Annotated in this window: 8 protein-coding genes and 1 tRNA gene; 2 read left to right on the top strand and 7 right to left on the bottom strand. The window is 48.7% G+C overall.

Going from position 1 to position 13,190, the window contains the following annotated elements:
• Positions 1 to 2 precede the first annotated feature (2 nt).
• From QOS46_RS12635 to kdpA, 4 genes are read right to left on the bottom strand one after another with little or no spacing between them, the layout of a single operon-like run.
• On the bottom strand, positions 3 to 2,696 hold the full coding sequence (locus tag QOS46_RS12635; protein ID WP_283610242.1) for a sensor histidine kinase: 2,694 nt from the start codon (positions 2,694 to 2,696) through the stop codon (positions 3 to 5).
• A gap of 48 nt (positions 2,697 to 2,744) precedes the next feature.
• Positions 2,745 to 3,293 carry a K(+)-transporting ATPase subunit C gene (kdpC, locus tag QOS46_RS12630; RefSeq protein WP_283610845.1) on the bottom strand — a complete coding sequence of 183 codons (549 nt, stop codon included), beginning with the start codon at positions 3,291 to 3,293 and terminating at the stop codon, positions 2,745 to 2,747.
• 23 nt (positions 3,294 to 3,316) lie between these two features.
• Entirely contained in the window at positions 3,317 to 5,374 is a 2,058-nt protein-coding gene (kdpB, locus tag QOS46_RS12625) for a potassium-transporting ATPase subunit KdpB (protein ID WP_283610240.1), read from the bottom strand.
• Positions 5,375 to 5,386: 12 nt separating this feature from the next.
• Entirely contained in the window at positions 5,387 to 7,072 is a 1,686-nt protein-coding gene (gene kdpA, locus QOS46_RS12620) for a potassium-transporting ATPase subunit KdpA (RefSeq protein WP_283610238.1), read from the bottom strand.
• A gap of 907 nt (positions 7,073 to 7,979) precedes the next feature.
• On the opposite strand from kdpA, the gene QOS46_RS12615 reads away from it, so the two are divergent.
• Entirely contained in the window at positions 7,980 to 9,695 is a 1,716-nt protein-coding gene (locus QOS46_RS12615; protein ID WP_283610236.1) for a methyl-accepting chemotaxis protein, read from the top strand.
• A gap of 39 nt (positions 9,696 to 9,734) precedes the next feature.
• Positions 9,735 to 10,256, top strand: a complete 522-nt coding sequence (locus QOS46_RS12610) for a chemotaxis protein CheW (protein ID WP_283610234.1) — start codon at positions 9,735 to 9,737, stop codon at positions 10,254 to 10,256.
• 260 nt (positions 10,257 to 10,516) lie between these two features.
• Here QOS46_RS12610 and QOS46_RS12605 read toward each other — a convergent pair whose 3' ends face one another.
• The 3 genes from QOS46_RS12605 to QOS46_RS12595 form a co-directional block, all read right to left on the bottom strand.
• Complete coding sequence (locus QOS46_RS12605) at positions 10,517 to 10,774, bottom strand: helix-turn-helix domain-containing protein (RefSeq protein WP_283610232.1); 258 nt, start codon at positions 10,772 to 10,774, stop codon at positions 10,517 to 10,519.
• Positions 10,775 to 10,852: 78 nt separating this feature from the next.
• Positions 10,853 to 10,928, bottom strand: a tRNA-Lys gene (locus tag QOS46_RS12600).
• 182 nt (positions 10,929 to 11,110) lie between these two features.
• Entirely contained in the window at positions 11,111 to 13,081 is a 1,971-nt protein-coding gene (locus QOS46_RS12595) for a methyl-accepting chemotaxis protein (RefSeq protein ID WP_283610230.1), read from the bottom strand.
• Positions 13,082 to 13,190 lie beyond the last annotated feature (109 nt).

Raw genomic sequence — 13,190 nt, 5'->3', positions numbered from 1 at the left:
ATTCATTCACTTCCTTTCAAGGGCAAAGTGAAGCGGAACACCGCTCCTCCATTCTCCCTGTTCTCGGCCTCCAAACTGCCCTGATGCGCTTGAATAATGGTTTTGCAAATAGATAATCCAATTCCCATTCCTCTGGAGGAATCGGCGCTCCTGCTTTCGCTGGGCTGGTAGCTTGTAAAAAGATAGGGGAAATCTTCAACGGAAATGCCCCTTCCGCGATCCAGCACTTCAAACTTGGCCCATTCTCCTTCCCTCTCTAAGCGAATTTCCACAGAAGAATCATTGGGGGAATATTTGATGGCATTTTCCAGAAGATTGATGAGCACCTGTACAATCAAGGTTCCATCCATGGGAACCTCCAGAAACTCTTCCGGAACATGAACTACAATCTCTCGTTTCGGGAATCTTTGCTTGATGCGGCTGACCGCTTCCCCTACCACTTCCTCCGCAGCCTCCGGGTTTTTCACAAGATTTGAGGCGTTTTCATTGATTCGCGTTACAGAAAGCAGGTTTTCGACCATGCGTATCAGCCATTGTGATTCCTCCTGTATATTGGCCACCAAGCTGTCCCTTGTCGTTTGATCCAGCATTGCTCCACTTTCGCGGATCGCAGAGCTGGCCCCTAAAATACCGGCGAGAGGGGTGCGCAGGTCATGAGAGATCGCTCGCAAAAGAGTGCTGCGCATTTTTTCTTTTTCCGACTCCACCATCACATTGCGCTGCTCATCTGAAAGATGCTGGCGCTCCAAAGCCATGGCTACCTGTGAGGCAATCATGCGTAAAAACAGTCGTGTATTATGATCCAGAGTTCCTTTCAAACAGGAAATTCCCCAAACGGCCAGTACCTTTCCCTGAGAGATGACCGGCATATAAAACGCTGCCGCTCCCATGAGGGTATCCGTTCCCGCCCCGGCACGCTTTTGATTGAGAAACACCCAATGTGCAACTGCTTTTTCATCGGCGGAATTCAAAACATCGGCACCCAAATCATCGGCCGCCTGCATTACGCTTCCATCTTCACCGTGTTCGGGATCAATGGTAAAAAAGATGATAGAACGCCCGAACAGCTTGACGATAGAATCGTTTGTCAGGTCTACAATCCGGTCAAGCCCTCTGGTTGCGAGAAGTTTCTTGTTGATCTCATACAGAACCTCAGTGCGGTGTTCCCGTTTCACGGCCAACCGCGCCTCCGCTTTGATCCGCACGGTTAAGGTGCTTGTTGTCAAAGCAATCAGCAGCATAATAATAAAAGTAAGTGGATAGCCGGATTGTATCGCGTTTAATGTAAAATACGGTTCTGTAAAAAAGAAATTGAAGGTCAGCACACTGATTACAGAAGCGGCAATTCCATATAGATACCCCTCCGTCACCCGTGAAATCAGCAAGACAGAGAAAATATAAACCATAATAATATTCTGGTTCATCATATCCAATTTGTGGATTCCAAAGGAAAGCAGAGTAGCAGCCACTAAAATAGAAAGGGATTTGATCACATCCGCCCAAGAAAAGCAGAAGTTTTCATTTTTCATCTTCGGATAGGGCTTCTTATAACTGCGTTTCGCCGCGCCCCCGGGTATGATATGAACCTCTATGCTGGGCAACAGAGAAATCAGCTGATCTTCAAAATCCATGTCAAATAGATTTTTAATTGTTTTTTTATTTCTGCTTTTACCGACTACGATATTGGTAATGCCGGAGAGCTTTGCATATTCTGCTACGGTAACCGCAATATCGTGCCCGGTCAGGTTGACAACTTCCGCTCCAAGCCTTTCGGCTAAATCCATGTTGGCTCGAATCGTTTTTTGCTGCTCCGCGGTAAGCTGCTCGCTTTCAATATCCTCCACATACAACGCAACCCAGCTTGCGTGAAAGGCCTCCGCAGCCCGCGCCGTCCACCGAATACATTTTGCAGACGAGGGAGAAGCCCCGATGCAGACAAGCAGTTTGGTGTTCGCCATTTTATCGGATAAGCTCCGCTCGTTTTGATTCTCCAAGCTGATTTTATCCGCAGTGCAGCGAAGAGCAATTTCACGCAGAAGCCGCAGATTTTCTCGTGTGAAAAAATTCTGCATCGCTGTTTCGGCACGTTCCGGCCGGTAAATTTTGCCGACTTCCAACCGCCGCAGGAGTTCATCCGGCTCAATGTCGACCAATTCAATTTTTTCAGCGCGGTCAAAAACAGAATCGGGTACGGTTTCCTGCACTCTGATTTTTGTGATGTTCTCAATAACATCGTTCAGGCTTTCCATATGCTGAACATTGACCGTCGTATACACATCGATTCCGGCTCCCAGGAGTTCCTCGATATCCTGATACCGTTTTTTGTTGCGTCCGCCCTGTGCGTTGGTGTGGGCCAGCTCATCCACAAGAATCAGCTCCGGTTTGCGCCTCAGGGCTTCATCCAGATCAAATTCTTGCAGCTCCATATTGCGGTAGGGTACCATTTTCGGTGGAAGCACCGGCAGACCATGCAGCTTCTGCATGGTCTCGGGGCGCGTATGCGGTTCCACATAACCAACCAAAACATCCATTCCGCTTTTATAGCGATCCTGTGCATCCTCGAGCATGGCATAGGTTTTGCCGACCCCTGCGGCATAGCCAAAAAATATTTTGAGTCTGCCCTGCCGCTGCTCCCGATGCGTTTGAAGCTCCTCTAATATGGCGTCGGGGTCCGGTCTGTGATCAAAGGATTCCATTCAACACTCACCGCCTTACTCTTTCAAACATCATACCACTTTTGAAGGTTACAGCAAACCATCCAAAGCTAAATTAACCTTCAAAACATTGACGGCCGGCTCACCGATCACCCCAAGAAAGCGTCCGCTGGTGTAGGTTTGAATTACGCGCTTTACTTCATCCACAGTGATGTTTCTGGCCGCCGCAATCCTTGCCGCCTGATATTCCGCTGCCTCAGGGGAAATATTGGGGTCAACGCCGCTGCCCGAAGCTGTCACTAAATCCGCTGGAATATCCGCTGTGTTGCCCGGATCAAAGGAATGCCACCAATCGATGCGTTCCTGAACCAGCTTTTTCTGCTCGTCGCTGGTAGGGGACAGATTTGATACACCGGTCTGTCTTCCAATCAGGTATTGAGACTTGGTAAATTCTTGGGCAATCAGTTCAGAGCCATATTCTTTTCTTGTTCCGTCCTTCAGGGTAACAGTTAGAATACTGCCGTTCGCCTGACTTGGAAAGAACAACTGGGCAGCACCCGTAATCGCGGCCGTATAAAGGATACCGCACAACAGCGTCATAAGGGCGAAGCATACCAGTGCGGGCTTCAGTAATTTCATGCTTTTCATTGTTTCTGTCCCCCTCACACAAGACCGCAAACGGTCAGAATCATGTCAATCAGCTTAATTGCAACAAAAGGAGCGGTGATCCCGCCCAATCCATAAACCAGGAGGTTTCTTTTCAGCAGCTTCCCGGCGGGCAGCTCCCGATACTTCACACCCTTGAGCGCCAGAGGAATCAGAGCGATAATAATGAGTGCGTTATATAGAATTGCTGACAGCATGGCGCTTGTGGCACTGGTCAGCCCCATGAAATTCAGGGCGGCAAGCTGCGGGTAAATCCCAAAGAACAGCACCGGAATAATTGCAAAATATTTTGCCACGTCGTTGGCCACGCTGAAGGTGGTCAACGAGCCTCTGGTCATTAACAGCTGCTTACCGATCCGTACAATATCGATCAGCTTGGTAGGGCTGGAATCCAGATCCACCATATTTCCCGCTTCCTTCGCGGCCTGTGTTCCCGTGTTCATGGCAACCGCGACATCTGCCTGCGCCAGCGCGGGGGCGTCGTTCGTGCCGTCGCCCGTCATGGCAACCAGATGCCCTTTGGACTGATAGTCCCGAATGAGCGAGAGCTTCGCTTCCGGCGTGGCCTCTGCCAGAAAATCATCAACGCCTGCCTCCGCGGCGATTGCCGCCGCAGTCATGGGGTTGTCACCGGTAATCATAATGGTTTTAATTCCCATTTTGCGCAAATCCTCGAAGCGTTCCTTCACGCCGTTCTTCACAATGTCCTTTAAATAGATCACACCCAGCACCTGATTGTTCTTTGCGACCACCAGAGGAGTACCACCGGCACCAGCCACGCGCTTTACCTGCTGCTCACATTCCTCCGGGTATTCGCCGCCCTTTTCCAGCACAAATGCTTTCACGGTATCTGCGGCACCCTTTCGGATTTCATTCCCCTGATAGTCAATGCCGCTCATTCTTGTTTTCGCGGTGAATTCCACAAAGGTTGCGCCAAGCGTTGAAAGCTCCCGGCCGCGCATCCCGAACCGTTCCTTGGCTAAAACAACAATACTTCTGCCCTCTGCCGTTTCGTCCGCAAGAGAAGAAAGCTGTGCGGCATCGGCAAGCTCCCGCTCCGAAACCCCGCCAACCGGCAAAAATTCACTTGCCTGACGGTTCCCCAAGGTAATGGTTCCTGTCTTATCCAGCAGCAGCACATCTACATCGCCGGCGGCTTCAATCGCGCGCCCGCTCATGGCCAGAACGTTGGCCTGGTTCAGGCGGCTCATGCCCGCAATGCCAATGGAAGAAAGAAGCGCGCCGATCGTGGTCGGTGCAAGGCACACCAGAAGGGCAATCACATTGGTAATGGAAATCGCCGAACCGGAGCCGGATTGAGTGCTCGCAAAGCCAGTAAAAGGCAGCAAGGTTGCGGTAACCACAAGAAAAATAATGGTGAGCGTAATCAGTAAGATTTGCAGGGCAATCTCATTGGGTGTTTTCTTTCTGGCAGCGCCTTCCACCATAGAAATCATTTTATCCAGAAAGCTTTCTCCGGCCTCCGCTGTTACCTGGATGATCAGCCAGTCAGATACCAGGGTCGTGCCGCCTGTAACTGCGCTCCGGTCACCGCCGGATTCGCGGATCACCGGCGCCGATTCACCAGTGATGGCGCTTTCGTCAACAGAGGCCGCGCCGTCAATGACTTCTCCGTCCATGGGAATTTGCTCACCGGATTTGACGTAGACAATATCGCCTTTTTTCAGCGCATTGGAAAGAACCTCCGTGTAATCCTCGATACTGGATGCGGATTTCAATTTTTTTGCCTTGACATCTTTTCTTGCACTGCGCAGGCTGGCTGCCTGCGCCCGTCCGCGCCCCTCCGCAATTGCCTCGGCAAAGTTGGCAAACAGCACGGTAAACCATAAAATCAACGAAATGGCCAGGGTATAGCCTGCACTTTCATCCTTTAGCCCCGTAAAAGAAAGAAGATATAATGCGGTAGTTAGTATCGCTCCGATATAAACCACCAGCATGACAGGATTTTTCACCTGCACACGGGGAGCCAGTTTTACAAGGGACTGCTTCAGCGCATCCGCAAAAATGTTCTTGTTCACATTCTTCTTTTCCATTTGAATCCCCTTCTATCGCGTCGTAAAAAAATCGGCAATTGGGCCAAGCGCCAGTGCGGGCAAAAAGCTCAGTGCGCCTATGATCAGGATCACTCCGATCAAAAGTCCCACAAAGGTTGCATTACTGGTAGATAAGGTTCCTTCACCGGCAGCAACCGTTTTCTTCTGCGCCATATTCCCGGCGAGAAAAATCGTTGCTGTCATTGGAATAAAACGAACCAGCAGCATAATGCTTCCGCCTAAAATGTTCGTAAACACAGTGTTCGCCTGAAAGCCCGCAAAGGCACTGCCGTTGTTATTTGCCATAGAAGAAAAGGCGTACAGAATCTCTGAAAACCCATGTGCCCCCGAATTTGTCAGCCACAAGGCAGCGTCAGGGCTAACGACAGCGGCCGCGGTTCCGAGCAGGGTTAACAGCGGCGGGGCAAGGACAATTAAGCACACCATTTTCATATCAAATGGCTCTACTTTTTTCCCTAAATACTCTGGCGTCCGGCCAACCATCAATCCCGCGATAAAAACTGTGAGCAGCACGAACGCAATCATCCCGTAAAGCCCGCTGCCCACGCCGCCAAATACAATTTCACCAAGCTGCATGAGGAACATTGAGACCATTCCGCCCAGTGGGGTAAGACTGTCGTGCATCGAATTGACGGAACCGTTTGAGGCCGCCGTAGTAACGGTTGCCCATAAAGAAGATGCGCCAATGCCATGAATTACTTCCTTGCCCTCCATATTTCCCGAGGCAGCCACCCCTTGCAATACCGGCGCGGCAAATTGTTCGCTAAATGTTGTAACAGTAAGCGCAGCAACAAAGAAAATCATCATCGTAATGTAGATAGACCGCCCCTGTTTGCTGTCTTTTACCGCTTTCCCAAAGCTCACGCAAAGCGCAGCGGGAATCAGTAGAATAGATAAGGCTTGTATCAGATTGGAAAATGGCGTGGGATTCTCCAGCGGAAACGCGGAGTTCATTCCAAAAAAACCGCCTCCGTTTGTTCCAAGCTGCTTGATCGCAATCTGGCTGGCCGCAGGGCCTAACGGAATCGTTTGTGCAACCCCATTTTCCAGCATGGCAACCTCTTTGTATGGGCTGAAGGTCTGCACAACTCCCTGAGAAACAAGAAGCAGCGCTACTACAAAAGAGAGCGGGATTAAAATATAAAGAACCGCTCTGGTCAAGTCTACCCAAAAGCTGCCCAGGGTTTTGTTTTGCTTTAGGATAAACCCCCGGATCAGCGCAAAAAGGACCGCCATGCCCGTTGCTGCCGATACAAAATTCTGGACGGTAAGGCCTAAAAACTGCGTTAAATAAGACAAAGTGGATTCGCCCGAATAGGCCTGCCAGTTTGTGTTAGAAATAAAGCTTGCGGCAGTATTAAAAGCAAGGTGCCAGCTGGTGCCCTCCATTCCTTCCGGATTAAATGGCAGAAACCCCTGCACCAGCAGCAGGAGAAAAAGAAAAACAAAGCCAACCGCACTGAACAGAAGAACGGAAAATGCATATTTTTTTGCATTCATTTCTTCATCGGCAGAGGTACCCATCAGTTTATAAATTCCTTTTTCCACAGGAGCAAAAGCCCTTGTTAAAAATACCTTTTGTCCTGTCATCACGCGGTAGATATAGCCACCCACCGGAATAGACATTCCAATTAAAACAACCAAGTACAATAGGTCTTGTATCATTATATCACTCATAACCAATCACCTCGAAACAGAACGTAAAACAGGTAAATTAGCAGAGCCATACCAATCAGGCCCACTGCCATTAAGATAATCTCCATGCTCTCATCTCCCAAATATATCTTTCTTTGCGTACTCAAACCATTCAAATGCTTTTAAGTATTTTCGCCCGCTATGTTTAATAATACAAATGGAAGAATACTCCGCATTGAAAGAGGACTGAACTTTTAATCCAAACTATTATTATTATTATTATTTTTATCTCACATCCTTTGTATTCTGGTCGATATAATCATAGCAGAGAAGAAATCAAAATGGTGTCAAGATAGAAATGCTGCGTGTCAAGAAATTGGCAAGATGAGTGTTTCAATCATGCGTGTAAAACATATTCTGATGCATAAATCTGCGGTATCAAAATTCCGTGCAGAAATTACTAAAATTAGTACGTGAAATTTTTCCAATTAATCATAACACCAGATTCTTTATCCTGTTTGATAGGGGCATATTTAGAGGTTCCTTTCTGACGATTTCGCGCGCGATCCAGGTGTGTAAAAATGGAATTTTCTCTGCAACCGCCACTGATTTAGATCGATCAATTTCTTACATTTTTTGCGATTTTTATTTTTCTATTAAACTCTTTTTCAGCGCTTGTTCAGTTGCAGTCACACATGGATTCACATGACTACGATTACATAAGAAAGGAGCGTTCTTTTTCAACCAAATTTTAAGTTAGAAATAAGGCATATCTCATTCAGTTTGTATAGCAAGTGCGAAATTTGTCGAAAAAAGTCATTAGAGAAAGCTCCCGCGCTGCGTCCAAACAGAAGAATCTCTTTTTTAATTACTTGAGGGTATTACTGGCACCGGATTTTACACAGTTCCGTTTTTTGTACGGAAACACAAAAGCAGGAGGGTATTAATGATGAAAAAGTTTAAAGATTATAGTATTAAGCGCAAATTATTAACCGGATTTTTAAGTATGACAGTTCTTATGCTTATTATAGGCGGCATGGGAATTTTCGGAATGGTTCATATTAACAATATGGACACTTATCTGTATGAAGGCCAAACAGCGCCGATAAAGAATTTGATCAATTCATTAGAGAGCATCTATCAGATTAGGGTAGATGTGCGGGGAGCCGTGATCAGCGCGGGGGATTTGAAGCAGATTGAAACGTACGAATCAAATTATCTCAGCAGCAAACAAACCTTTTTAGAGGAGTCGGCCACCTATCGCAACTCAATTAAAAACGTAGATACACTGGCTCTGTTTGATGAAACGCAAAAACTTTTTACTGATTCTTTCGACCCGGCAATCCAAAAGAGCTTTGAATTGGCAAAAACCGGAGATCAGAAGGCAGCTAACGCAGTTTTAGTTGCAGTTCAGGATTCAATGCAAAAACTATATGACAACTATAATTCGTTGACAGACAAGCGGATGCTCGCCGCAAAAGAAACCAGTGCTTCCAATGATTCGACCGCTCTTTTATTAACGGTGATCCTAATTGTCATTCTGATGGGTGGAGCTGGCGCAGCAGTTTTTCTGGGGCTGCGAATCTCCAACATTATCAGCAAGCCAATTAGCCGTGTGGTAGAAGCCTCGAATCATATTTCGCTCGGGCGCGTAGATATTGACCTCCATGACCTGGATTCCAAAGATGAAACCGGTATGCTTGCTTCCTCCTTTACCCAAATGCTGGAGGGAATCCGTGCGCAGGTAGAGGTTGCCAAACTGATCAGCAACGGTGATTTTACACAAACGGTTCCCCTGCGTTCCAATGAGGACGCTTTGGGCCTTGCACTTAAAAAGATTGAAATCGACCTAAGTCAGACGCTTCAGTTAATCAATACAGCCGCAAATCAGGTCAACTCCGGCGCGGAGCAGGTGTCCTGCGCATCGCAGGCTTTGGCTTCGGGCGCGGCGGAACAGGCGGCAGCTGTAGAAGAGCTGAACGCCTCTATTATAACGGTTGCTCAGCAGGCGGAGCAAAATGCGGTTAGCGTTCACAAGGCCACAGAATATGTGGGGCAGGCCGGCACTGGGGTTGCCGAAAGCAATCAGTATATGCAGAGCCTGTATACCGCTATGAATGAAATCGGAGATTCTTCTCAGCAGATTTCCAAAATCACAAAGCTTGTGGAAGATATTGCTTTCCAGACCAATATTCTTGCCCTCAACGCCGCTGTGGAAGCCGCCCGTGCAGGAAACGCCGGCAAAGGCTTTGCCGTAGTGGCGGATGAGGTACGTAGCCTTGCGGCAAAATCGGCAGAGGCAGCCAAGCAGACGGCAGAGTTGATAGAAAAATCGTCTCTCACCGTATCCGAAGGGACACGGCTGGCTTCTGAAACGCTGAAGGTTTTGAGCAATGTATCTGAAAAATCACAAATGGCGGAACAGTCAATCCGCGAAATCGAACAGGCCTCCACTGAGCAAGCCACTTCCATTGAACAGATTACTCAGGGCTTGTCGCAGGTATCCTCTGTTGTGCAAACCAACGCGGCTACTGCCGAGGAAAGCTCTGCTTCCAGCGAAGAATTGGCAGCGCAGGCACAAACCTTACAGGGCGAGGTGGCAAAGTTCCAGTTGTCAGGGAATGCCGGGCACGCCTCAACGGAAACGCCTGAGTATTATTTCTAAAAAAGCACCCTGCTACAACTTTGAAAAGGAGTTTTGTGAATGGAAGCACAAAACAGATTCCAGAAAGAAAAACAAACGGACGAACTCAGCATACGATACCTCACTTTTTGGACGGATCATCAACTTTTTGGAATCCCCATTACAGAGGTAGTTCAGATTGTGGGAATACAGGAAATCACACAGCTGCCGGAATATCCGGCTTACTCGAAAGGAGTAATCAACCTGCGCGGACAGATCATTCCCGTAATCGATGTGCGGCTGCGGTTAGGAAAAACGGAAATTCCATACAATGACCGCACCTGCATTATTATTACGCATGTACTGAATCGTGATTTTGGGTTAATCGTTGACGAGGTGGATGAGGTAACCGACATCCTGCCGGAACGGATTTCTCCTCCACCAAAAGTCCATTCGGGAAAAACAAATCCTTACTTTTCCGGTATTGCCCGACTTGAAGCCACCAGCACCCAAAAGGATCGTGTGGCCCTGCTTCTGCACGCGGCGAAAATCCTTGGTGAAAATGACTGCGAGTGTCTGGCACAGACAGCAAAAACCTGCTAGATAGAATCCGATTGGACTGTGGTTTCAGTGTATCAGAGCTGATCCATTAGTCAGTGTAACAACAGCACCATTTGTCTTCGGTAAATGAAAAATCTCACCGAAAATAAAAAGACACCGATATCACCGGTGACACATCAGCGCTAAAAAACACCCCATTGTATTGAATGGGGTGTTTTTGATGAAGCCTTAGGAATTCAAATTTTTAATATCCTGATGAAAAGTCTTAGTGACCCAATATCTCTGCTCGTAACCGCTGGTTCTCAGCGAGAAGGTTTTCTTCCACCTTCGCCGGCAGCTTCGGCAAACAGCCCCTTGCTGCCCCGACCACGGCGCTCTACGGCAAGACCTTCCGGCCCTTCTGTAGGATAAATTCGCTCCCAGTTCTGTACCTGATGATGGCTATTAACGTCATATAGCCTTGCTGCTTCCCGGCAGATAATTCCGTCTTTGCGCATCGTTTCCACTACCATTACCTTGAACTCCGATGTGTAGCGCTTGTTTGACACTCCCTTTGGCATAGAAAAACACCCCAATCGTTATTCAGTATATCATACTGTCTAACAATTGGGGTGTTTTTCAGTCAGATGGGCTGTTATTGGTGAACCATCGGGGATTCGAACCCCGGACACCCTGATTAAAAGTCAGGTGCTCTGCCAGCTGAGCTAATGATTCATCTGAGTTGAGAACTTGTATATTATAGCAATTGAATAGGGGCTTGTCAACACAAAACGAGATTTTTTTTAATTTGGCGCGCGCTTCGGCCCGAAAAATAGAATTCCCCGCCGCCCTCCAATCATACGCCCGGGCAGGGAATTCATCCCATGCCCGGGATATCTCCTTCTATAATTGATCGTTTATTCGTCGCCGCTTTGCGGGTGTTGCGTGGCTGCGCTGCCCTTCGTCTGGAAGCGCTGCATCAGCTCTTTGAGCATCTCAGATTGGCTGGAAAGCTCTTCGCTGGCCGCTGCGCTCTCCTCTGCGGTTGCGGAATTTGTCTGCGTGACCGAAGAAATCTGGAGCATGCCATTGTCCAGTTCTGTAATTGCCTTGGCCTGCTCATTGGATGCCTCGGCAATCCGGTTGATCAGCTCGTTGACCTGCCCGCTCTTTTCTACCATCTGATCGAGCGATTCCGCAGTCTGATCTGCGATTACCATTCCCTTTTTTACGGAATCAATGGCCTTCTGGATCAAATCGGAGGTGGTGGTCGTCGCCTGGGCGCTCTTCGAAGCCAGACTGCGCACCTCGTCCGCCACAACGGCGAAGCCCTTGCCGGCCGAACCCGCGCGGGCCGCCTCTACGGCCGCGTTCAGCGCCAGAATATTCGTCTGCGCCGCAATATCATCTATCACCTTAATGATATCTGAAATCTCGTTTGCAGCATGGTCAATGTCGCGCATGGACTGAAGCATCTGGTTCATCTGCTCATTGCCCTGCTGCACAAACCGGATGGTTTCATTCGACAGCCCTTCCACGGAGGTAGCGTGTGAGGCATTGTTCTTCACATGCTCAGAAACATTCTGTAAAGAAGTATTCAGCGATTCCACTGTGCTGGCCTGCTCCGCGGAGTTCTGCGCCAGATTCTGCGCTCCCAGTGCCATTTCTTCGGCTCCGGCATTCACCTGGTACGCCGCCTGCGAGATTCCCTCAAAGGTTTCGTTAAGTGACTCCAGAATCCGTGTCAGTGATTCCCGAATCGGGGCAAAATCACCGCGGTACTGTACGCCGCTCTCTACGGTCAGATTATTGCGGGAAACCGCATCGAGTACATACGAAATATCCTGAATGTATAAGCGAAGCTCCTGAACCGTGTGACCCAGAGCAGTGGAAAGGCGGGCAATTTCATCGCGGCTCTTCACCTGCGGCACATCGGTTTGCAGGTCCCCCTTCGCCAGCAGCTCAATTCTCTCTGTGGCATCCTCAATCGGCTTTGCCAAACGAGCCGCAAACATCCCCGAGGCAACCAAAGTCAGCAGCTGAATCAGCACCGCAACTCCCACGTTGATCAACAATGTACGGTACAGATCCTGCATGATCTGGCTGATCGGGCGGGAAACCGCAATTGCCCATTTCTCCGGACCGGAAATCTGCGTAAAGCCTACTTGCCTTTTCTCGCCCTGATAAATTGTATACTCGATTCCGGTTTCTCCGGAAATTGCACGGCTATACAGTTCTGCCACAGGCTGTACGCTTTTATCCGTTTTGGCTTTTTCGGCGTAATTCACCGGATTTGCGACTGTATCCTTGCTGGGGTGCAGCACGGTCTTGGAATCCTGACTGATGACAAAAGCATACCCCTCGTCACTGATTTTAATATTTTCCTGCATTTTGGCAAACGCGTCGTACGTGATTTCGCCATAGATCACCTGACCGCCGCTCACCGGCGCGCCGATGGTCAGTGTGAGGTCATCTCCGCGGCGGCTCTTGACCGGGTCGCCGATATAGGCTGTTCCGCTTTTGGCGGACTGGAACCATTTTTCCTGCGATACATTTCCATCCTGCTGCGTATTGCCCTGACTGTCGGCCAGCGCAAAATACACAAAGCCGTCCTGCTTAGCCTGTTCCTGTAAATACTGCTGCCGCGCCGCCGCATCCGCAGAGCTTAAAACAGCAGACTTCGCAACAGCCTCCGCCTCTTTGCGATATTTGTTCATCTCAGAACCCAAAAACTGCTTGTAGGATTCTGCCAGATACGACGAGGTTTGTTCGGCCTGCGTCATGGAATTCCGGTAAGACAGCCAGCAGGTAACGCCCGTAGCAAGTACGTTGGTGAACAGCACCAATATCATAATAAAAAGATGTAACTTCGACTTTAAAGACTTCACAGCGCAATTCTCTCCCTTTGCACAAATTTAACCGGGCCGACAAATAAAAACAAGAAACAGCAACTCCCGTTTTTCGGTCAGTCCATTGGGGCTGTACCTTTTACAATAC

The sequence above is a fragment of the Faecalispora anaeroviscerum genome (assembly GCF_947568225.1).
GTDB classification, from domain to species: Bacteria; Bacillota; Clostridia; order Oscillospirales; family Acutalibacteraceae; genus Faecalispora; species Faecalispora anaeroviscerum.
The sequence above is the reverse complement of the archived record's forward strand: the minus strand, read 5'-3'. Positions and strand labels throughout refer to the sequence as shown.

What these genes read in the sequence shown, in the direction of transcription:
- QOS46_RS12635 (WP_283610242.1), bottom strand. Translation starts at nt 2,696, where the DNA reads ATGGAATCCTTTGATCACAGACCGGACCCCGACGCCATATTAGAGGAG.
- kdpC (WP_283610845.1), bottom strand. Translation starts at nt 3,293, where the DNA reads ATGAAATTACTGAAGCCCGCACTGGTATGCTTCGCCCTTATGACGCTG.
- kdpB (WP_283610240.1), bottom strand. Translation starts at nt 5,374, where the DNA reads ATGGAAAAGAAGAATGTGAACAAGAACATTTTTGCGGATGCGCTGAAG.
- kdpA (WP_283610238.1), bottom strand. Translation starts at nt 7,072, where the DNA reads ATGAGTGATATAATGATACAAGACCTATTGTACTTGGTTGTTTTAATT.
- QOS46_RS12615 (WP_283610236.1), top strand. Translation starts at nt 7,980, where the DNA reads ATGAAAAAGTTTAAAGATTATAGTATTAAGCGCAAATTATTAACCGGA.
- QOS46_RS12610 (WP_283610234.1), top strand. Translation starts at nt 9,735, where the DNA reads ATGGAAGCACAAAACAGATTCCAGAAAGAAAAACAAACGGACGAACTC.
- QOS46_RS12605 (WP_283610232.1), bottom strand. Translation starts at nt 10,774, where the DNA reads ATGCCAAAGGGAGTGTCAAACAAGCGCTACACATCGGAGTTCAAGGTA.